This is a genomic window from Leptospira selangorensis, from assembly GCF_004769405.1.
GTDB lineage: Bacteria > Spirochaetota > Leptospiria > Leptospirales > Leptospiraceae > Leptospira_B > Leptospira_B selangorensis.
The window spans coordinates 109,396-129,705 of sequence record NZ_RQES01000012.1 but is presented as its reverse complement, the minus strand read 5'-3'; the positions used below and the strand labels follow the sequence as shown (position 1 = coordinate 129,705).

Annotated in this window: 22 protein-coding genes; 19 read left to right on the top strand and 3 right to left on the bottom strand. The window is 40.7% G+C overall.

Going from position 1 to position 20,310, the window contains the following annotated elements; translation table 11 throughout:
- Position 1: 1 nt before the first annotated feature.
- The 16 genes from scpB to EHO58_RS08580 all read left to right on the top strand — a co-directional run bounded on the left by scpB (position 2) and on the right by EHO58_RS08580 (position 13,745).
- The gene (gene scpB, locus EHO58_RS08655) at positions 2-541 is read left to right on the top strand and encodes an SMC-Scp complex subunit ScpB (RefSeq protein WP_411550350.1); all 540 of its coding nucleotides are present in this window, start codon (positions 2-4) and stop codon (positions 539-541) included.
- The gene (gene pheA, locus EHO58_RS08650) at positions 528-1,619 is read left to right on the top strand and encodes a prephenate dehydratase (RefSeq protein WP_135628628.1); all 1,092 of its coding nucleotides are present in this window, start codon (positions 528-530) and stop codon (positions 1,617-1,619) included. The genes scpB and pheA overlap by 14 nt, the downstream gene beginning before the upstream one ends.
- Positions 1,616-2,533: a prephenate dehydrogenase gene (locus EHO58_RS08645; RefSeq protein WP_135628627.1), complete on the top strand. Its 918-nt coding sequence runs from the start codon at positions 1,616-1,618 to the stop codon at positions 2,531-2,533. The genes pheA and EHO58_RS08645 overlap by 4 nt, the downstream gene beginning before the upstream one ends.
- A complete protein-coding gene (gene aroA / locus EHO58_RS08640) occupies positions 2,514-3,830 on the top strand; it encodes a 3-phosphoshikimate 1-carboxyvinyltransferase (RefSeq protein WP_135679664.1) in 1,317 nt (438 codons plus the stop codon). The genes EHO58_RS08645 and aroA overlap by 20 nt, the downstream gene beginning before the upstream one ends.
- On the top strand, positions 3,827-4,540 hold the full coding sequence (gene cmk / locus EHO58_RS08635) for a (d)CMP kinase (RefSeq protein WP_135628625.1): 714 nt from the start codon (positions 3,827-3,829) through the stop codon (positions 4,538-4,540). The genes aroA and cmk overlap by 4 nt, the downstream gene beginning before the upstream one ends.
- Positions 4,530-6,254 (top strand): 30S ribosomal protein S1, encoded by a 1,725-nt coding sequence (locus EHO58_RS08630; protein WP_279632286.1) that lies wholly within the window; start codon positions 4,530-4,532, stop codon positions 6,252-6,254. The genes cmk and EHO58_RS08630 overlap by 11 nt, the downstream gene beginning before the upstream one ends.
- 21 nt (positions 6,255-6,275) lie before the next feature.
- A complete protein-coding gene (locus EHO58_RS08625; RefSeq protein ID WP_135679663.1) occupies positions 6,276-7,013 on the top strand; it encodes a tetratricopeptide repeat protein in 738 nt (245 codons plus the stop codon).
- On the top strand, positions 7,014-7,643 hold the full coding sequence (gene hisG, locus EHO58_RS08620; protein ID WP_135628622.1) for an ATP phosphoribosyltransferase: 630 nt from the start codon (positions 7,014-7,016) through the stop codon (positions 7,641-7,643).
- A 56-nt stretch (positions 7,644-7,699) separates the two neighbouring features.
- A complete protein-coding gene (gene rpmF, locus EHO58_RS08615) occupies positions 7,700-7,900 on the top strand; it encodes a 50S ribosomal protein L32 (RefSeq protein WP_008593555.1) in 201 nt (66 codons plus the stop codon).
- A gap of 5 nt (positions 7,901-7,905) precedes the next feature.
- A complete protein-coding gene (gene plsX, locus EHO58_RS08610; protein ID WP_135628621.1) occupies positions 7,906-8,910 on the top strand; it encodes a phosphate acyltransferase PlsX in 1,005 nt (334 codons plus the stop codon).
- A gap of 104 nt (positions 8,911-9,014) precedes the next feature.
- The gene (gene fabG / locus EHO58_RS08605; RefSeq protein WP_135628620.1) at positions 9,015-9,779 is read left to right on the top strand and encodes a 3-oxoacyl-ACP reductase FabG; all 765 of its coding nucleotides are present in this window, start codon (positions 9,015-9,017) and stop codon (positions 9,777-9,779) included.
- A 444-nt stretch (positions 9,780-10,223) separates the two neighbouring features.
- Positions 10,224-10,457: an acyl carrier protein gene (acpP, locus tag EHO58_RS08600; RefSeq protein WP_008594933.1), complete on the top strand. Its 234-nt coding sequence runs from the start codon at positions 10,224-10,226 to the stop codon at positions 10,455-10,457.
- A gap of 67 nt (positions 10,458-10,524) precedes the next feature.
- Complete coding sequence (rnc, locus tag EHO58_RS08595; RefSeq protein ID WP_425269436.1) at positions 10,525-11,262, top strand: ribonuclease III; 738 nt, start codon at positions 10,525-10,527, stop codon at positions 11,260-11,262.
- A gap of 11 nt (positions 11,263-11,273) precedes the next feature.
- Complete coding sequence (locus EHO58_RS08590) at positions 11,274-11,735, top strand: NUDIX domain-containing protein (protein ID WP_086446343.1); 462 nt, start codon at positions 11,274-11,276, stop codon at positions 11,733-11,735.
- Positions 11,732-12,826, top strand: coding sequence for a 3-dehydroquinate synthase (gene aroB, locus EHO58_RS08585; protein WP_135679662.1), 1,095 nt, complete (start codon positions 11,732-11,734; stop codon positions 12,824-12,826). The genes EHO58_RS08590 and aroB overlap by 4 nt, the downstream gene beginning before the upstream one ends.
- 49 nt (positions 12,827-12,875) lie before the next feature.
- Entirely contained in the window at positions 12,876-13,745 is an 870-nt protein-coding gene (locus EHO58_RS08580) for a mechanosensitive ion channel family protein (protein ID WP_135628618.1), read from the top strand.
- On the opposite strand, the gene EHO58_RS08575 is transcribed toward EHO58_RS08580, so the two are convergent.
- Together EHO58_RS08575 and pyk are read right to left on the bottom strand one after the other, a co-directional pair.
- Positions 13,742-14,143, bottom strand: a complete 402-nt coding sequence (locus EHO58_RS08575; protein ID WP_135628617.1) for a hypothetical protein — start codon at positions 14,141-14,143, stop codon at positions 13,742-13,744. The two genes, EHO58_RS08580 and EHO58_RS08575, sit on opposite strands and share 4 nt — an antisense overlap.
- A 9-nt stretch (positions 14,144-14,152) precedes the next feature.
- Positions 14,153-15,577, bottom strand: a complete 1,425-nt coding sequence (gene pyk / locus EHO58_RS08570) for a pyruvate kinase (RefSeq protein ID WP_135628616.1) — start codon at positions 15,575-15,577, stop codon at positions 14,153-14,155.
- 101 nt (positions 15,578-15,678) lie between these two features.
- On the opposite strand from pyk, the gene EHO58_RS08565 reads away from it, so the two are divergent.
- From EHO58_RS08565 to EHO58_RS08555, 3 genes are read left to right on the top strand one after another with little or no spacing between them, the layout of a single operon-like run.
- On the top strand, positions 15,679-16,587 hold the full coding sequence (locus EHO58_RS08565) for a histone deacetylase family protein (RefSeq protein WP_208728756.1): 909 nt from the start codon (positions 15,679-15,681) through the stop codon (positions 16,585-16,587).
- A gap of 4 nt (positions 16,588-16,591) precedes the next feature.
- Complete coding sequence (locus EHO58_RS08560) at positions 16,592-17,407, top strand: hypothetical protein (RefSeq protein ID WP_135628614.1); 816 nt, start codon at positions 16,592-16,594, stop codon at positions 17,405-17,407.
- On the top strand, positions 17,408-18,511 hold the full coding sequence (locus EHO58_RS08555; RefSeq protein WP_135628613.1) for a SpoIIE family protein phosphatase: 1,104 nt from the start codon (positions 17,408-17,410) through the stop codon (positions 18,509-18,511). It begins immediately after the preceding gene.
- Here the strand turns inward: EHO58_RS08555 and EHO58_RS08550 are convergent.
- Positions 18,494-20,239 (bottom strand): hypothetical protein, encoded by a 1,746-nt coding sequence (locus EHO58_RS08550; protein WP_244241111.1) that lies wholly within the window; start codon positions 20,237-20,239, stop codon positions 18,494-18,496. The two genes, EHO58_RS08555 and EHO58_RS08550, sit on opposite strands and share 18 nt — an antisense overlap.
- Positions 20,240-20,310 lie beyond the last annotated feature (71 nt).

Below are 20,310 nucleotides of genomic sequence, written 5' to 3'. Positions count from 1 at the left end.
ACTGATAGAAGCGCTGCTTTTCCTTTCCGGAGAGCCGCTTAAACTAGCCAGTATCGCAAAATCCATAGACTGCGAAAAACAGGAAGCTCGCGATATACTCGACGAGTTGATCTTGGATTACCAAGAGAAGGACGGAGGATTCGTTCTTAGAGAGATCGCAGGCGCTTATCAATTTTCTACGAACGAAAAATATTCCGAAATTTTAGCAAGGCTCTTCAAAGAGAAGAAGAGAGAACAACTTTCACGTTCCAGTTTGGATACTTTAGCGATCATCGCTTATAAACAGCCGATCACATTATCTGAAATTGATGATATTCGGGGAGTTTCTTCCAGGGCGATGGTAACTTCTCTTATATCTAAAAAACTGGTTAAACCGGTTGGTAATAAAGAAGTTCCGGGAAGACCTGCATTGTACGGAACCACTAAAGATTTTTTAATACATTTCGGATTAAATAAACTGACCGATTTACCTGCCCCTGTGGAAGTGAAGGAATTAAAATTCGAAAACCTGGATGATTTGATAGAGAATGGCCAAGAATAACGACAAATTGAAAGAGTTCCGGGACAAGATCGATTCCCTGGACAAAGAAATCGTAAAGGCTATCCAGGCCAGGGCGGAGATTGCCTCCGAGATCGGAGAGATCAAAAGAGAAAATAACGAACCGATCTATCGTCCCGATAGAGAAAAGGACGTTTACGAAAAAATCCTTGGACTGAACGGAGGACCACTTCCGGACAAGGTGCTCATTGCAATTTATAGAGAGATCATGTCCGGATCCTTCTCCGTGGAGAAGGGTTTAAAGATAGGTTATCTTGGACCGGAAGGATCTTTTTCTCACCAAGCAGTTCGTGCAAGATTCGGGACTTCCGTAGAGGCCACTGAATTTCCTTCTATTCCGGAAGTATTCCGTGCAGTAGAAACGGATAAGGTGGATTACGGAGTGGTTCCTGTGGAAAATTCTTCCGAAGGACTTGTAAACTCCACTTTGGATCAGTTCTTAGTTTCCGATCTAAATATTTATTCTGAAATTTATCTCAAGATACATTTGAATCTATTAGGGTTCGAACATGATCTTTCTAAGATCAAAACCTTATACGGCATTAAGATCGCAAATTCCCAATGTAGAAATTGGATCGCCGCAAACCTTCCTCATGTGGAAGTTTCGGAAACTCCTTCTACTTCCAGAGCTGCGAGTATTGTCGCGGAGAAGAAGGAAGCATGTGCAGCAATAGCTTCTTCCATTGCTGCAGAAATTTACGGTTTGGATCTGGTTCGAGAATCTATCGAGGATATGTCGGACAATACCACCAGATTTTTGATCATCGGTAAAAACCAATGTCCTCCGACCGGGAATGATAAAACTTCAGTGGTATTCTCTATCCCGGATAAACCAGGATCTTTATACAAAGTATTAAAACCTATCTTTGATAAAGGGATCAATATGACCAAGATTGAGTCCAGACCTACGCGCAGGACTTCTTGGGAGTATAACTTCTTTATAGATTTTTTAGGTCATAAAAAGGATCCTCAGATCGAAGAGGTCTTGAACGTATTAAAAGAAAATACAATCTATCTCAGGATTTTGGGATCTTATCCGATCTCTCCACCTAACCCGTGAAAACCGATTTTTCTAAAATCCTGATTTATGGCCTGGGAATGATGGGTGCTTCCCTTTCTTTGGCCTTACGAAAAAAGAACTCTTCTGCAGAGATTGTGGGAGTGGTAGGATCACCTTCCAGTAAGGAGAAGGGGATCCGGCTTAAATCAGCAGATAAAATTTTTACTGCGGAAGAATTTTCCAAATCTCCAGATTGGGAATCATATGATCTGATTGTTTTTGGAGTTCCGGTGAATACCACCGTAGAGGTAATCTCTAAACTTCCTTCCGGATTCAAAGGTCTTTTGACCGATATGGGTTCCACGAAACAGGAGATTACTCATGCAGTGGAGTCGGTTCTTACTGGAGAACATAGATATATTTCTTCTCATCCAATGTGCGGCTCTGAAGAATCAGGTTTGGAATTTGCAAATGTGGATCTATACGAAAATAGACTTTGTATTTTGACCAGACCGAAAGGTGCAACCGACGAGGCATATTCTGAGATAGAAAGTTTTTGGAAATTTTTAGGAATGTCCACTACTGAAATTCCTGCACATGATCATGATAAGATCTTATCCTATGTTTCCCATGTTCCTCATTTGATCTCTTCTCTTATGACAAATTGGGTATGGGAAAACGGATGTGTGAGAGAATTCACCCAAAATTCTCCTTTGCCTTTGACCGGTGGAGGTTTTAGGGATATGACCCGGATCGCAGGTTCTAATCCTAAAATGTGGTCACCTATCTTTTCTTCTAACCAAGAAGAGATCTATAAGGCACTCCTGGACTATAAGGATAGATTGGATAAACTTCTTTCGGAGTTAAGTCCAGAAAAGCCGCTCGACCTAAAACGTTGGGAGTCCTTCATGGAACAATCTCGTATAGATAGGGACGCAATTTTAAAGAAACAAAATGATTCCAAGAATCCTTAAATCTTCCGGAAGAGAGATCATAGTTCCGGGAGACAAATCTCTTTCTCATAGAAGCGTATTATTCTCCGTATTATCCAAAGGGGCATCTCATGTTTCCGGGTTTTTGGAAGCGGAAGATCCTTTGAATACAATGAAAGCTTTTACCCAACTCGGGTTGAAAGTGGAGAAGATCTCAAAAGGAGAATATGTTTTTACAAGCCCTGGTAAACATGCTCTTCAATCTCCTAAGGATGTTTTGGATTTCGGGAACGCAGGAACTGGGATCAGATTATCCGCCGGATTACTCTGTGGGCTCCAAGGAATTAAAGCCACTTTAACCGGGGATCATTCCCTCCAAAAAAGGCCGATGTCCCGTATTATAAAACCTTTAAATTCTATGGGAGCTTCTATCTCCGGAAAGGACGATAAGGCGCCTCTTGAAATTATTGGAAAAAAACTATCCGACTTCCATTATAAAAGCCCTATTGCTTCCGCTCAGGTAAAATCCTGTCTGATGTTGGCAGCAATGGCTTCCGAAACTTCTTTAGAATACGAAGAAGATATTCTTTCCAGAGACCACACAGAGAATATGTTCCGGTTTTTAGGAAATAAGCTGAACTTTATTTCTCCCACTCATTTTAAAATGGAGCCCCCTTATATATTCGAGGCCAAGGAATTCAAAGTGCCTGGGGATATTTCATCCGCTGCATTCTTCTTAGTGCTCGGAGTTTTATTAAAAGAAGGTTCTGTTCTTGTAAAGAATGTAGGATTAAATCCTTCTCGCATCGGGATTCTTCACGCGCTCGAAGCAATGGGTGCGAAAATTATCGTGCATAATCAGAGAATAGAATGTGGGGAACCTGTAGGAGATCTGGAAGCAGTTTCTTCTAATTTACGTTTTTCTGAAATTAAAGAAGAATGGATCCCTTCTCTAATCGATGAGATCCCAATTTTAACGATCGCAGGCCTTTTTGCAAAAGGTGGATTTATCATTCGCCATGCAGAAGAATTACGTGCAAAAGAATCGGATCGAATTTCCGCGATGGTAGAAAATCTCCGAAATCTCGGGATCACGGTGCATGAATATCCGGATGGATATGAGATCCCTGAAATTGGTTCCAGTGTAAATTCTTCCGAACTTTCTTCCTGGCTGTCGGGAAACTCTGTGAACATTTTCACTAAGATGGATCATAGGATCGCGATGAGTTTTATGATCCTAAAAGCAGTGAGCGGTTTGGAAATTCATCCGGATGAAACTTCTTGGATTGAAACTTCTTTTCCTGGATTCGAATCTTTATTGGAAGGTTTTATGCAATGACGGAAAACGTAATCGCATTAGATGGGCCTGCCGGGACAGGCAAGAGCACGGTAGCTCGTGAACTTTCTAAAAAACTTGGATTCGAATATTTGGATTCGGGAGCATTTTACCGCGCATTAACTCTTCATATTTATAAGATCTATAAATCTAAAAATTCTTCTATTTCCTTTTCCGATTGGTTATCCGGTAAGGAGTTCCTACCACTCACGGAAGGTGTAGAAATTTTCTGTGAATTTTCAGAAACAGGGGAAAATCATATCTTCTTAAATGGAGAAGATGTTTCCACAGATATCAGAACTCCCGAGATTACAAGAGAGATCAAATACATAGCCGACAAAGCTGTCTTCAGAGAATTCGTAAATTCTCAATTGAGAATATTATCTCAAACTCATCGCCTGGTGATGGACGGTAGAGACATAGGTACCCATGTATTTCCGGACGCTCGTTACAAATTCTTTCTGACGGCTTCTTCCAGAGTTAGAGCAGAAAGAAGATATAATCAATTATTAGAGCAAGGTATTCGTTCGGATTTAGAAGAAATCGAAAAAGAGATCGTTATCCGTGACAAATCCGATACGGAAAGAGAAATCGCCCCCCTCCGGAAAGCGGAGGACGCAATCCTCATTGACACAGATAACCTGCCAAAAAATAGTGTAATTAGTAAGATCCTTGGGTGCCTAGACTCTGGCATTTATAACGATTCGCACTAATCCCAATCAAACACCGAGTATTTCAATCCGTATGAGTAGCCAACAAGACAAGTCCACTTTTGCAGAAGTTTTCAAACAGTGGGAAGAAAAGAAAAACGACGAAGCCGAAATTCGCAAAGACCAAGTGGTCGAAGGTAAAGTCGTATCCGTAGACAACGATAACGTCTATGTGGCAATCGAAGGATTGAAACAAGAGGGAAGAATTCCTCGCTCCGAGTTCGACGAAAAACCGGAACTTGGATCCATAGTTACAGCACTCGTAAAAAGAAAAGAGTCCACAGACTCCGGATGTATCCTTTCTAAAAAAGAAGCCGACCAAAGAAAAGGTTGGGAAGTTGTTAAAGACGCATTTAAAAATAATTACCAAGTCAGCGGACGTTTGGTAAATGAGATCAAAGGAAAAGGTTACATCGTTAACGTAGAAGGTTCCGAACTTTTCCTTCCAGCTTCTCAACTTAGTTATAAATTCTCCGATGGAGAAAATTACAAAGGTGTAGAACTCGATTTTAAAGTGATCGAGATCAATGAACGCACCCGTTCAGGAGTTGTTTCCAGAAAAAAACTTCTAGACGAAGTGAATAATGAGAAATGGGACGCTCTTGCTCTTAAAGTAAATGTTGGAGACAAGGTTAAAGCAACCGTTTCCAAAATTGCAAGCTTCGGAGTTTTCTGTGATCTGGAAGGAGTTGTAGGACTTCTCAGACAAAGAGATATCTCTTATAAAAAATTCGCACCATTCAAACAATACTTCACCATCGGACAAGAGATTGAACTTCAAATCCTTGAAATGGAGAAGGAAAATAACAAACTCGCATTAGGACTCAAACAATTGTATGAAGATCCTTGGGTTTGGGCAAAACGTTCCCTGGAAAAAGACATGGTCATCCGTGGAACCGTTACTTCTCTTACTAATTTTGGTGCATTCGTAGAATTGAAAGAGGGCTTAGAGGGTTTAATTCATACTTCTGAATTGACTTGGGCTAAAAAACCTCCTCATCCAAAAGAACTTCTGAAAAAAGGACAAGAGGTAGAAGCTCTTATCCTAGACATCGACTTCGAAAGCAGAAGATTATCTTTAGGTTTAAAACAACTCCAACCGAATCCTTGGGACGCTTTAGGTCCTGAAGTTAGAGTTGGAAATGTTCTAACTGGAAAAGTAACCGGTATTACTAAATACGGCGCATTCGTAGAAGTGGAAAACGGCATCGAAGGTCTGATCCACATCAGCGACATCACTTGGGATGAAAAACAAAAGAACCCGACTTCTTTACTTAAAAAAGGAGAAGAGGTTAAGTATATTATCCTAGACATTAACTTCGACGCACAAAGGATCTCTTGCGGATTAAAACAACTACAAGAACATCCTTACGAAGCATTAAGAAATCGTTATCCTATCGGTTCCGTTGTTCAAGGAAAGATCAAAAGTATCGTTGACTTCGGTATGTTCGTAGAAATCGAACCTGGTTTCGAAGGACTGGTTCACATTTCCGAGATCCCTGGTGGAAAAGACACCAATTTGGCTGAGTCTTATAAGCCTGGCGATATCGTAAAATGTGCTGTAGTTAAGATCGATTCCAAAAACAAAAAGATCTCTTTGTCTATCAAGGATTTCGACAAAGCCTTAGAAAGAGAAGAGATGGCGAAGTATTTGAAAACTTCCGATACTCCTTCCAGAGAAAGTTTAGGCAGCTTTATCAATTCTTCCTTAAAATAAGGACGACTCTCGGAGTTTTGGATGAAACGATTCGAACCTAAAACAGGTGCTTCTATTACGGATATAGATCCTTATCCAGGTCTAACCGGAGCAGAAAGATTTTTTGCGATTTTATTCTCCAAGATTGGAGAGAATAAAAAGCAGGTTTTATTCGGAGTAGGTGTTTTATTCGTAACCGTTCTGGTTGTTGTTAGCTGGAACGAATACAGAGCAGAACAATTCCGTAAGGGCACCCTCGCCATCGAAAAAGTGGAGAAGGAGTTGGCTCTTTCTCCAATGACAGAGATCGCTGATAAGATCAAAAAATACGAAACTATTGCTTCTACTTATAGTTCCCCTTCTTTAGATATCAGACTTTCCAAAACTTTGGGAGATCTATACGCTAAAAACGGAGAATACCAAAAAGCGGCAGAGAAGTTAGAATTTGCAGGTAAAAAAATAGACGAGCTTCCGGAAGTGAAGGCTTACTATTTTTATATCGCAGGAAATTATAGAGAAAGTGCAAACCAACTCACGGAAGCAGAATCAGATTACGGAGTTTCCGTTTCTCTTTTAAGCAGCCGCAAGAATGTTTCTGGATTTTACGCTTGGAGCCTTTACCAAGCAGGTCGTTTGAAATTAGAAAACGGCAAAAAAGAAGAAGCAGTCGATCTACTTAAAAAAGTTTTGGACCAAGACATCGCTTCTCCTTCCGAAGAATTTAAAGCAGTTAGAGAACTAGCTACTTATCTTCTACTAAAAAGCAGCCAGGTAAACTAAATGCTGACTTTGGCCCTTCCGAAAGGACGGCTTGCCGAAGACAGCATAGAACTTATGCTTGAAAGGGGATGGCTTTCCGGCCGTCCCGATCCCGATTCCAAAGAACTTATATATAAAGATCCGAAAGGAAAGGTCCGTATACTACTGGTCCGTTCCCAAGACGTGGCGACTTACGTGGAACAGAATTCCGCAGATGCCGGTATTGTGGGATGGGACGTATTATTGGAAGGTGGTTATGACCTTCTTCTTCCCTTGGATTTAGCGATAGGGAAATGTAGGCTTTCAGTAGCTGGCCCAAAAGGTTGGAGCCTTAGCTCTGGGGAAAGAAAGGTTCGTGTGGCGACAAAATATCCGAATATCGCCAAGGACTTCTTTCTGAAAAAAGGGATTAATTGCGAGATCATCAAACTTTACGGAAGTATTGAGCTCGCTCCTTTGGTGGGATTATCCGATTGTATCGTGGATTTAGTGTCCACAGGCGGGACTCTCAGAGCCAATAATCTGGAAGAAGTTGAAATTATTATGGAATCCACGGCGAGATTGGTATTTAACCGATCCGCCTTATACACAAAACGGGCGGAAGTAGGGGAATTCTTAGAATCATTCGCTTTGACCGAAAAACAGTTGTGAATTCCGCCTTTAAAAAAAACATAGTCGTAAATCGACATTATCTATAGAGAAAAACAATGGCAGTTCCTAAGAGACGAAAATCTAAATCAAAAGTGAGGATGAAACGGGCCCATCATGCGATCGGCAAACCGAATCTAGTTCCTTGCCCGAACTGTAATTCCTTCAGACCTCCTCATAGAATCTGCCCTGTTTGCGGTTTTTACAAAGACCGTGTAGTGGTAGAACCGAAAGTCAGGAAGACTAGCGAAGAGAACTAATCAATATGTGGGTCGCCGTCGATGCAATGAGCGGCGACTACGGTCCTGATAGGATCGTAGAAGGTGCCGTTAACGCGGTAAATCAAGACGGCAGAAATGTCATTCTCGTTGGGAAAGAAGAAGATCTCAGCGAGGCCCTCCTCAAATACGAATACGATACAAACAAGATCAGGATTGTTCACGCCAGTGAAATTATAGGCATGAACGATTCTCCTTCCATCGCGGTGCGTGCCATGGAAGATTCTTCCGTTGTGCAAGCGGCTCAACTAGTCGCTGATAAAACCTGTGTTGGTATGTTCTCTCCCGGAAATACTGGAGCCACTATGGCGGCTGCATTATTGTATTTAGGAAGAATTCCAGGTGTTCTTAGACCTCCTATTGCTGCTCCTATTCCAAGAGAGAAAGGAGCTCCTACGCTTCTTTTAGATGCCGGTGCGAACGTGGATTGTAAGCCTGAGTATCTGGCACAATTCGCGATCATGGGAGAGATTTATTCCAGACTGATCTTCAATATCCATAAACCCAAGGTTGGGATCTTATCAAATGGAGAAGAAGATAAGAAGGGAAATTCAATCACCTTAAAGGCTTTCGAATATATTAAAAAACTACCGATCGATTTTGTAGGAAATGTAGAAGGACGAGATCTGTATGGTGGAGGAAGAGACGTGGACGTTGTGGTCTGCGACGGCTTCGTAGGAAATATAGTCCTAAAGGCAACCGAAGGTCTTTCCAAATCCATATTCGCTGTGCTTAGGGAGAGTATCGCTCAATCCAGTCTTGCACAGACAGGGGCACTTCTTCTCAAACCAACATTTACTGCGATCAAGAAAAGATTGGATTATGCTGAATACGGCGGAGCACTTCTACTTGGTGTAGAAGGGACCTGTTTGATAGGGCATGGTTCTTCGAATGCACATGCGGTTCGAAATGCGATCCGAGTGGTGGTAGAATGTGCCGAAAGGGACGTGAACCAGCGCATCAAAGAAGATATAGAGAAGGCCAAGTTCTAAACTCTGCTCTCTGAGTCTCCCAGGGTGAACGCTACACCCAGAATCACTTGACCCCCCAGGCCCTAAAAATACGCTAACCGCAGAATCTGGTAAGGAAAAAACCAATGATCGATTTGAAAGGCAAAAACGCCATTATAACCGGGGCTGCCCGCGGAATCGGTAAAGCAACCGCTCTTAAACTCGCGCAAGCAGGCGCCAACGTTGTCATTGCCGACTTAAACGAAGAGGCAAGTAAAGCTACTGCGGACGAAATCGCAAAAGCTACAGGTGTAAAAGCAATCGGAGTCGCTGTAAACGTAGCGAACGCAGAATCCGCTCAAGCTGGTATCCAAGCTGTTGTGGATAATTTCGGTTCAATAGACATTCTAGTGAATAACGCAGGTATCACTAAAGATACTCTTATGCTTAGAATGAAACAAGAACAGTGGGATGCTGTAATCGCAGTGAACCTGACTGGAACTTTCAACTGTATTCAATCCGCTATTAAATTTATGGCAAAAAATCCTAATGGTGGATCCATCATCAACCTTTCCTCCATCGCAGGAGTGAACGGAAATATTGGACAAACCAACTACTCCGCTTCTAAAGCAGGGGTGATCGGTCTGACTAAAGCAGTCGCTTTGGAAATGGCTGGTCGTAAGATCCGTTGTAATGCGATCGCTCCAGGATTTATCGCTACTGAAATGACAGACGCGATCCCTGAAAAGATCCGCACTGCAATGGTAGCTGCAATCCCTTTAAAAAGAGCAGGACAACCGGATGATATCGCGAATACTATCGCGTTCTTAGCTTCCGATATTTCCTCTTTCATTACAGGACAATTGATCGAAGTGAACGGTGGGGGATTCCTCCCAGGAGTCCAAGCCTAATACTTCAGATCTTAATCTGAATAATAGGTAGAAAGCCCGGAATTTTCCGGGCTTTTGTTTTTTTGCAGAACCAATCAAACCTTTCTTAGAAAGATTCTCGTAATGTTCCATAAAATTATAAATCCGAACGCCGTTCGAACGAATGATCGAGAACAGTCTCAATATCAAATATTAGAAATGTGACTTTTTGATTATTTGAATATGGGACTGGGCTGGAATTTTTGATCCATTAAGTCGATCCAATACGTAAGTTATAGAACGTCTTCTTTGAAAAAAATATGAAAAAGAAAATCGGATAATATTCTGTTTTTTTCCCGTTTCCAATCCGTTATCGCTTGCCAAAACATTTGAGAAAAAAATGTTTAAAAATCGGTGGATGAATTCATCCCCGATTCTAAACCTAACTAAAACTTACATACCACTTCGGTGGTACGGAGGAAACAAATGGCAGATTTCGAAAAGATTAAGTCTATTATCGTTGAGCAACTTGGAGTGGATGAGTCAGAAGTGACTCCTGAAGCACACTTCATTGATGACCTTGGTGCAGACTCTCTTGACACAGTTGAACTCGTTATGGCTCTTGAAGAAGAGTTTGGCGTTGAAATTTCCGATGAGGATGCTGAAAAGATCCAAACCGTCGGAGACGTAATTAAGTTCATCGACACTCTAAAGTCCTAATTGACTAGACCTCCGGGTTCTTTAGGGAACTCGGAAGTCTTTCTTCCATTCCTTTTATCAAAATCCTTTGATAAAAAAAAAACACAATCAGAATCAAAATAAGACTGATCCTAAGAATAGAAAGGATCCTTCTCTACTTGCGTCCGAGCTTGGTTTAAAATTTAATAAACCTTCTTATTTAGAAATCGCATTCATACATAGTTCTTTTCGGAACGAAAATCCACAGTACAAAGAAGACAATGAAAGACTTGAGTTCTTAGGAGATTCAGTTCTCGGACTCGTGGTCGCAAAATATTTATACAGGACAAATCCTTCTGCAAATGAAGGAGAACTTTCCAGAAAAAAAGCAACCTTGGTTTCTACAGCAATGTTAAACGGACTCAGCGAAAAACTGGGACTGACTTCTTACGTTTTATTAGGAAGAGGAGAAGGTCAGGGGGGCGCCCAAAAAAAATTGGGGGCAAACCTATTCGAATCTTTGGTCGGAGCTATTTATTTAGACCAAGGAATGGAAGCTGCGGAGAAGTTTATACTCCAACATCTTATAGATTACGTTAAAAATTCCGATAAGGTAAGAGAGGCCACGGATTATAAATCCATCCTCCAGGAAATTTGCCAAAAAAAATTCAAACTTCTACCTTCCTACAGATTACTAAAAGAGATAGGCCCGGATCACGAAAAGACATTTTACGTTAGTGTATCCATCCGGGACAAATACTCCGCGGAAGGTAAGGGAAAGAATAAAAAGTTCGCGGAACAAGACGCTGCGAAACAATTATTAAAGGCCTTAAAGATCAAGGTTTAATGAAATCTAATATGGAATTCTTTTTTAAAAAGAAAGGTTTAAGGGTCAGAGTGGCCGCTTTGATCCGAAATCGTAAGGGAGAGATCCTTCTTTTGCAGCAAAAAAAGAAGGATGCCTATTATTGGTTATTGCCGGGCGGGGGAATTGAATTCGGAGAAAGTGCGGAAGACGCTCTGAAAAGAGAATTAAAAGAAGAACTTTCTTTGGATATCACCAGTGCAAATTTTCTATTCTTGAACGAGTCCATAGATCCCAAGGGGAATCGTCATCTTCTTCAGTTGGTGTTCTTAGCCACCGTTAAAAAACAAGATCCGGAAGTGAACCTGAAAGAGAAAGCGATCACTGGATTCGGCTATTTTCCTTTGGGTGCGGTTTTAGAAATGGATATAAGACCGGATATTAAGGATTTTCTTTCTTCTGGAAAATACAAACCGGCTCCTTTTATACGAAGCCAATGGGTATATGATAAATGAATCCTATCCGGGAAGTACAGATTAGAGCATTTTCAAAAGAATATAAAGTTCAGATCCACTCGGATTTCAGAGGTCTCGGAGAAACGATCAAAAGATTCTATCCCGTTTCTTCCATATTTATACTTACGGAAAGAAAACTTTCGGGATTGTTTTCCAAATTTTACGAATCGGAACTTTCCAATCTAGGAATTCCACACCACGAAATTTATATTAAAGGCGGGGAGAAGAATAAACATATTCTTCGCACTGCAGAAGTTTATAATAAACTGATAGAGCTCGGAGCAGACCGTAAAAGTTTGATCCTTGCGCTGGGTGGCGGAGTGGTAGGTGATTTTGCGGGATTTATCGCCTCCACATTCCAGAGAGGGATTCGTTTCGCTCAAATTCCTACGACTTTACTTGCTTCAGTAGATTCTTCTGTGGGTGGAAAAGTTGCAGTGAATGCCGATCTTGGGAAAAACATGATCGGCTCCTTCTACCAACCTGAGTTTGTATATTTACCTTTGATCGCATTGTCTACATTGCCTAAAAGAGAATGGAGATGCGGAATGGCTGAGATCGTAAAACACGGTCTTTTGTCAGGAGGAGAATATCTGGAGAAGGTCCGCTCGAACGATAAATCCGTCTATGACCATACTTCTCCTGAACTATTGGAATTGATTGTGGGTTCTATTTTATATAAGGCTAATATAGTTTCCCAAGATGAAAGAGAAACCGGTTTAAGAAAAGTTTTGAACCTGGGGCATACTACCGCTCACGCGATAGAGTCTCTTACGAATTACAGAAGGTATTCTCATGGAGAAGCAGTTTCTATCGGATTATTGACTGCGATCATACTTTCCGTAGAAAAACAAGAACTGGATGTCTCTTGGATAGAAGGTCTGAAAAAGATCCTGAAAGCATATGATCTTCCATATCACGACAAAAGTAAATCCACTCAGGTAGCAAAACATACTCTTCATGATAAGAAGAATGTGGGTAATTCGGTTCGATTCGTTCTTCTTCAATCCCCTGGAAATCCGATTTGGGATATTCCTGTCGAACTGAATGAGATCGCTTCTGCATTTAGAAAACAGAAGAAGATGGATTAGAATTAACCTTGCCTTGGCTTAGAGTTTCTTTAGCCTGGGTCCTCTCGTTATGGAAGAAATACTCCGACTCATAAATCCGATTTTCCTTCTAAACTCTAAGGAAAGAACCATTACGGAAGAGTTCGTTCTGGTCGTATATTTTATCCTGACCTTGATCATCGTTTACAAAACTTTCGTTTTGAGTTTCGATCGGATCAGTCCTCCTGCGGATAATTCGGTTCGTTATAACCGAAGAAGAGTGACGCGGATCTTATTCGTGGTTGTGGGAGCAGTGTCCCTTCTGCCCGTAATTTTTTCCGGACTATCTTATCTGCCTACAGTAATGGGTCTTGCGGGAGCGGGTATAGTGATCTCCTTAAAAGATATCACTTTAAATTATGTGGGATGGTTACTTATTCACGGTAGTAACGGATTTGAAGTAGGGGACCGGATCGAGATTGAAGGTATCAAAGGAGACGTGGTCAATATAGGGATCAATCGTTTTACTTTGATGGAGTTGAGTCCCGATCCTAAATCGGAACAATCCACGAATCGTTTGGTGCATCTTCCGAATCATACGATCATTCTTCATAAAGTATATGTAGTGAAGGAAAAAATGGGATTCGTTTGGGATGAATTCAGGATTAAGATCCCTTATAGTGAGAATTGGGAAGCTACAGAAAAGTTACTGAATGGGATTTTGAAAAACGGATCTATAATAGACCAACATAAAATAGATTATTCAGTTAGAGAGCTTTCTAAAAATTATCTAGTTAGACTCGGAACAACTACTCCGATCGTATATATGACCATCGAGGAGGGAGGGGTATTATTCTCTCTTCGTTACCTCACTCATATCAAAGAAAAAAGGAACCAGAAGGCAAGGATCTCCAGAGAAGTCCTGAAAGAATTTGCTGAAGCTGGGATCAAGATCCTTTAATCTATTTTAAGCAATCTCGGACCGGAGCCGTAAAACAAGACCGGAGAGATCACTACCCAAACCAATATCAAGATCCAAAATTCTCCTGTGAAAATATTATGGACCTTTAGAAAATCCTTATATGGATTTTCTGAAACCCGCAAGAACATTAGAAATTCAAAAAGATCCGTCATAAAACACCATACAAGTCCGATCGAAAAAGCATGAGTCCTGCTTTTAAACGGCCATTTTCTGGAAACGTATAATATGGGCACCGAGATCAGAAAGAGTCCGGTAAAAACGGAGATCTGGTGGGAAAGATGTTCTTCAAAAAAATCCTTATAGGCCAATTCTCGTATGGCCGCATTCAATAATGCGGCTAAAAGAAGAAGGAACCAACTCAGAATATATTTGATCATGATAGGTTTTTATCGTATTTTATAAATTTGTAAAAAATCTACGGACTTAGCTTCTCCTCCCGGGGCTCCGGAAAGAATCACAACTATATCTCCTTGGACCAACATTCCATCTTCCGGAAGTTTAGTTTCCATATAACGGATCATATCAAAGAAAGTTTCCATGAACGGCATAACATAAGGTTGAACACCTCGATATAATTTCATCTTTCTTGCAGTCGCTAAATAAGGAGTAAAGGAAAGAATGGGAACCTTAGGTCTCATCTCTGAAGTGATAAGTGCAGAATATCCGCTTCTTGTAAAATTCACGATCGCTTTTGCATTGATACTATGAGCTATCTCTCTTGCAGCAGAACCAAGTGCGGCTCTTTCTATTTCTAATTCGGATTTTTTTAAATTCCAATGGATCTCGTAGATTCGATCTAAGTTTTCAGTTTCTCTTAGGATCTTTGCCATCATCTCTGCGGATTCCACAGGATATTTTCCACTCGCGGATTCTCCGGATAACATCACTGCATCTGTTCCGTCCATCACCGCATTTGCAACATCACTTGCTTCTGCTCTGGTAGGTCTTGGATTGTCCACCATGGACTCCAACATTTGTGTCGCTGTGATCACGGGTTTTCCCGCGCGGTTCGCTTTATAGATAAGTTCTTTTTGTAAAACCGGGACTCTTTCCGTTTCCACTTCGACACCTAGGTCACCTCTTGCGATCATGATCCCGTCTGCCGCTTCTAAAATTTCATCTATATTACGGATCGCTTCCGGTCTTTCTATTTTAGCGATGAGTCCTGTTTGGGTGCCTCTCATCATCTCTCTGGCGAGTTCTAGGTCTGAGGCTCTTCTTACGAAACTTAATGCGACGTAATCCACCCCTAAATTTAATGCAAACTTCAGATCCGATAGATCTTTTTCGGAAAGTGCCGGAGCTGAGATAGGAGTTCCAGGCAAATTAATTCCTTTGTTGCTTTTTAGAATTCCTCCGATTATAACTTTTAAAACGGCTTCTTTGCTTGATTTGGATTCGACTTCTAGTACGAGTTTACCGTCATCTACTAATAGTTTGTCTCCCGAACGAAGATCTTCTATCATGGCAGGGTAGGTAGTGCCGACCGCCTCGGAATCTCCTAAGTATTCCGCGTCGGGTAAAAGTCTGATCTTGTTTCCCTTTTCTAATTCGATTTGGGGAACCCGGAGTTTTCCGGTTCTGATTTTTGGTCCTTGTAGATCCGCCATGATACCTAGAGGAACGCCGGATTCGGATTCGCATTTTCGCAAAGTTTCAAAAACTTTTTTGTGAACTTCGTGAGTGCCGTGAGAGAAGTTCATTCTCGCGATATCCATTCCGGCTCGGAGAAGTGCGGTGATAGTATTTTCATCTGAGGAAGAAGGACCGATGGTGCAGACCATTTTGGTTTTTTTTTCCGGGCTAAACATGAATGGGAACCTCCGAAAATTTGGACGTATTTAAGAATGCTATTTCGTTCTTTACGGGGCGAAACGGAAGGGTAAGCTTGGGAAAAAAAAGGCACACCCAATTGCGCCAACAGTTAGAACGGCTCGCTCTAGTTTATCATCCGGAATACAATATGGACCTTGGTCCTCACGTATTCCCCGCACGTAAATACGCAATGATATACAATCAAGTCAAGGAAGATCCGAAACTTTCTTCTTTGCCTGCCCTCCAACCGGCCCCGGTCGGAGAGGAAGAATTAAGCCTAGTCCATACTCCGGAATTCATTTCAGATTTTATGAATTTGAGATATACGGATCGGACCATGTATTCGGAGCTTCCCCTCAACCAAACCATGGTCAGAAGTTTTTGTCTGGGAGTGGGAGGCACCATTCTCGCGACCGAGATGACCGAAAATTATAAATACGTATATCATATCGGTGGGGGATTCCATCACAGTATGCCCGATCGTGCAGAAGGTTTTTGTTATCTGAACGACGCAGCGATCGCGACGAAACTTTATCTGCAAAAATATCCGGAGCGAAAGGTTTTATTTATAGATCTGGATCTTCATCAAGGAAATGGGAACGCTAGAATTTTCCAAGGAGACCCTTCCGTTTGGACTTTTTCCATGCACCAAGAAGAGTTATATCCTAAAAAAGAGAAGTCCAATCTGGATATACCTTTGGACAACGGGACTAATGACAAAACATATCTTTCCCGTTTGCAAGAAGGTTTGGATAAGATCCAAAAAGAATTCAAACCGAATCTGATCTATTATTTTGCGGGCGCAGATCCTTTCGAAGATGATTCTTTAGGAGATCTAAAGCTCACTTTCGACGGATTGAAGGCAAGGGATAAAATGGTGAAAACTTTTGCGGATTCTTTGGATATTCCTGTGGTGGTTATGCCCGCAGGCGGTTATGCAAGGAACTTCAATGATACGGTTCGTATTCATTTTAATACGATCAGGGTTTTCGCATCCTTAATTTAATTACATGAGTATATTTTCCGGTTCAGATAAATCCACATCGGGTCAGAGTTATATCGATCCAGAGGCATTAGGTCTCATAGATGTAAATAGGGAATTCAAAACACATTTAGGGATAGAAGACACTCTATTCAATAGATTCTCCGCCAAAGAAGTGCACGAACTTTTGGAACAATCCGGAATGTTCGAAATGTTACAGTTCAGAGGATTCCAGAAAACTAAATTAGAGATCCATGGAATTTCAGAAGTAGATAATCGTATTTATATCAAAACGGAAGAGAATGAAATTTTAGTCCATATGCGTTTAAAATTCTCCGATTTTCTTTTCAAAAAGATAAACGAATCTTTTCCCATGATCTATATAGATTGGTTATTAAGCCAAAACGTAAGGCTCGGGAAATTAGGAGAAAAGAAAAAACTATTCGAGGGCCAGGAATATCCAGGCCTGAATATTATGAACGAGATCACTTCTTTTATCCGTTTACTTTCCGGAAAAATCGGGGCAGCGGGAGCTTTTAATATTCCCGAATATTTTCACGACGCAGTTCTATTTCATAAAAATTTCAGATACTTAGCTCCTGAAAAAGAAGGAGAATTTAGGGCTCTACTCAGATGTTTTAAAAAAGAAAACCTAAGATCTCTCTCCGGAGCCATCCATTCCGGAAAAATTTTAGACAACCAGACCTCTGCAGTATACTCCTGGAGTTACGGAGAAATGGTGTCCGCGACCAATCCGTACCTCGAAAAATCCTTGTTTGACGAACAGTATGATTCTATGGTTGCCAGAATTTCCGAGACCAGGGAATTTTCTAGGATCGATTAGATGACATCAATTACGATTAAACCTGAAATTCTGATCATAGACGATGATCGGGATGTAGGAGAAGCCCTAGAAATTCTTCTCTCCAAATTAGGTTACAATTCTACTTTTTTTGATTCAGTGGAGAAGGGTAAGGAATATTTCGAAAAAGAATCCAACCCGATCGTCTTCTTAGACATCCACATGCCAAAAACCAGCGGGTTGGATGTCCTACCTTATTTCAAAAATTTGAATCCTGCCACTCAGGTCATTATGATGACCGGAGAAAGAGACATCAATAATGTGGTGACTTCTCTCACTCATAAGGCTTCCGATTTTCTTTTAAAACCATTTTCTCTACAAACAGTTCGTATTGCGGTCCAAAGAGCATTGGATTATTATACTTTGCTAAAGGAGAAGGAAGCTAGGGATGAAAATATCCTGAGAGATCTAAGACTCGCTTCTAAGATCCAAAAAAAGATACTTTCTGTTCCTGTAATCTCTCCCTTAGAAGTGGTTGTGGATAATACTCCGGCTTCTTTCGTGAGCGGGGACTTTTATGTTCTTTCTAAAATAGGGAATAAGGTAATGGCCCTACTCGGAGACATCGAGGATCATGGAGTCACTTCTGGACTTATAGGACTTCTTATGACAAGTATCGCAAGAGAAGCTTATAAAGAAAGCCAGGACCCTTCTAATGTTCTTAAAAGAATGAACCTGGAACTTTCCCAAGAGATAGGAACTCATAGTTTAACTGCTGCAGTTGCAGTGATCGATCTGGAAAAAAAGACAATCTGTTATGCGAGGGGAGGCCATCCTTTCCCTGTTCTATACCAGGCTGCCGGACAAAAACTACTGAACGAAAAATCGGGACAATTACTCGGGATCATGGATGCACTGGAATTCGAGTCTCATGAGATCTCTTATGAATCCGGAGATGTTTTGTTCTTATACAGTGATGGGTTATTAAACAGCCTTTCCAGTCCTCTATTCAAAGAGTTGGAAGAGGTCCGCAAAAAGGGCCTGAGCATAGAGGATTACCAGGAAGCGATCCGCACTTTCAGTAAGGTAAGTTTGCCTACTAGAGAATTTAGGGATGATTCCAGTTATTTACTTCTGAGGCTCTAATTTCGTTTCCGATACATTCGGCTTTGCTCCGGGAAAGGTCCCTTTCCGGATATTAAAAAATAGTAATTCAGGCAAGGAGAAGAATGCGGACTGGAGTCCGTTTTGTAATCTTCTCCCTTTGTCGAATGGGCTAGTGAATATCCCGACTGTAAAATTACCGATCCCCCAGCCTAAATTTACGATCCCATAAATCGGTCTGAGTAAAACTATATCATCCGTAAAAAACACAAACATATGATCATCCGGATTGCTCCTATAAATACTGGAGCTAAAAACATTGGATTCTTTTAAATAAGTTCTCAATTTGGGATTAGATTCGTACAATTTTTTCAAAGCTACCTTTCTATGAGAAAGCTCTATTGTTTCCTCTTTTACATTCCATTTTTCAGTAATGGAATCATAGGCGATAAACGGGATAAAAGTGAGAGAAGAGTGGGGATCTATCCTTTTTCCAAGAACTATTCCGTATTCCTTCTCATTTAAGATAAATTCTAAGGAGTCAAAAATTTCGGATGTGCAGTTTTTGGTGATCAGTTTGAAAGTATAAAAACGTTTCAGATTATCATAATATGTTTCTTCTTCTTTTTCGGAGCGGGTTAAATATTCTGAGATAATTTCTGATTCAGGAGTAGGGAAAGAAAATACAGAATTTCCGGAAAGATCGGGAGAAAGTCGATCAAAAGTATTTCGGATCGAAATTCCTCTACTTAATCCTGTTCTCAATTCCCAGTCCCGATTTTCTAGATCTTCCCATATAAGATAATTTTCTTCCGTAAGGTTTTCGGATTTTATCCTTTTTTCTCTAAAAGTTTTAGAAGCTTCTAATAATAGATCCGAACTTGCTTCCACACTTTTTTTATCCTTGGACCAAGTGGTTGGAGTGATTTGGGACACTGATTCAGGGAAGGTCACTAAAAAGAAAAGTTTACCTTCTTCTATACTTTTTTCCAAAACTAAAAATCTGGCCAGATTGACTAGAACGCTATGACCCCAATTCGAATTTTCCTCTTTGATGAGTTCTATAATGGAAAGTTTTAATGAGTCGCGTAATAAGATTAGTTTTGTTTTTTCTTCTTCGCTTAAAGAGGTTCCGGAAGAAAGAAAGATTGTTTCAGGATCTAGGGAATATCCTAAATCCAGGATTTCTAAAACGGAAAGTTTTTCTAATCTGGGTAAAAACCAGGAAGAAATTCCTTCTTTATAAAACGGATACGTTCCGTTTTGGACAGCCGGCGCCTCAGAGAATGTCGCAAATTTTTCTTCGGTATATGCAGAGTTTAATTCTTTTTTGATCTGAGTTCGTATCTTCCCGAGCCAACCTTTTCCGAGTATGGAATTCAGTTCTTCTTTTAAAGAGAAAAGTTTGGTTCCTTCTTCTTTTTTAAAATAGCCGAATGTCCTGATCTTTATATTCTTTTCCGGTTTTTGTATTTCTTTTAGGAATTGTACATCCGCTCGAATGGATTCTAAATTTTTAAGATGTTTGAATTGGATCAATGCCAGTTTTTCAAATCCGGTTCTGATCTTATCCAGATCTTTTTCTGAGATTTCTACTCTTGCAATCTTACTGGTTCGATTGGAATAAGTATTATAAGAATAGGAAAATCTTTCGTAGGATTCTCGAACTACTCTGAATATTTCGTCCGGATAATATTGAAAATGGATGACTGTATCATCGAATCTAAGTGCAGAATGCCCACCGCTGGATTGCCCGGTGTTTGCATCCACATAGATAAAATCTAAATAGTTGTTTTCAGAGCGGAGATTAGAAAAAGGGAGAAGTAAAAAAAGAAGATATA

Excerpts from the sequence above, each read along its gene's own strand:
- acpP (WP_008594933.1), top strand. The coding sequence starts at position 10,224 with ATGGCAGATTTCGAAAAGATTAAGTCTATTATCGTTGAGCAACTTGGA.
- rpmF (WP_008593555.1), top strand. The coding sequence starts at position 7,700 with ATGGCAGTTCCTAAGAGACGAAAATCTAAATCAAAAGTGAGGATGAAA.
- aroA (WP_135679664.1), top strand. The coding sequence starts at position 2,514 with ATGATTCCAAGAATCCTTAAATCTTCCGGAAGAGAGATCATAGTTCCG.
- pyk (WP_135628616.1), bottom strand. The coding sequence starts at position 15,577 with ATGTTTAGCCCGGAAAAAAAAACCAAAATGGTCTGCACCATCGGTCCT.
- pheA (WP_135628628.1), top strand. The coding sequence starts at position 528 with ATGGCCAAGAATAACGACAAATTGAAAGAGTTCCGGGACAAGATCGAT.
- cmk (WP_135628625.1), top strand. The coding sequence starts at position 3,827 with ATGACGGAAAACGTAATCGCATTAGATGGGCCTGCCGGGACAGGCAAG.
- EHO58_RS08555 (WP_135628613.1), top strand. The coding sequence starts at position 17,408 with ATGACATCAATTACGATTAAACCTGAAATTCTGATCATAGACGATGAT.
- fabG (WP_135628620.1), top strand. The coding sequence starts at position 9,015 with ATGATCGATTTGAAAGGCAAAAACGCCATTATAACCGGGGCTGCCCGC.
- hisG (WP_135628622.1), top strand. The coding sequence starts at position 7,014 with ATGCTGACTTTGGCCCTTCCGAAAGGACGGCTTGCCGAAGACAGCATA.
- EHO58_RS08625 (WP_135679663.1), top strand. The coding sequence starts at position 6,276 with ATGAAACGATTCGAACCTAAAACAGGTGCTTCTATTACGGATATAGAT.
- EHO58_RS08580 (WP_135628618.1), top strand. The coding sequence starts at position 12,876 with ATGGAAGAAATACTCCGACTCATAAATCCGATTTTCCTTCTAAACTCT.
- EHO58_RS08590 (WP_086446343.1), top strand. The coding sequence starts at position 11,274 with ATGGAATTCTTTTTTAAAAAGAAAGGTTTAAGGGTCAGAGTGGCCGCT.
- EHO58_RS08575 (WP_135628617.1), bottom strand. The coding sequence starts at position 14,143 with ATGATCAAATATATTCTGAGTTGGTTCCTTCTTCTTTTAGCCGCATTA.
- aroB (WP_135679662.1), top strand. The coding sequence starts at position 11,732 with ATGAATCCTATCCGGGAAGTACAGATTAGAGCATTTTCAAAAGAATAT.
- EHO58_RS08560 (WP_135628614.1), top strand. The coding sequence starts at position 16,592 with ATGAGTATATTTTCCGGTTCAGATAAATCCACATCGGGTCAGAGTTAT.
- plsX (WP_135628621.1), top strand. The coding sequence starts at position 7,906 with ATGTGGGTCGCCGTCGATGCAATGAGCGGCGACTACGGTCCTGATAGG.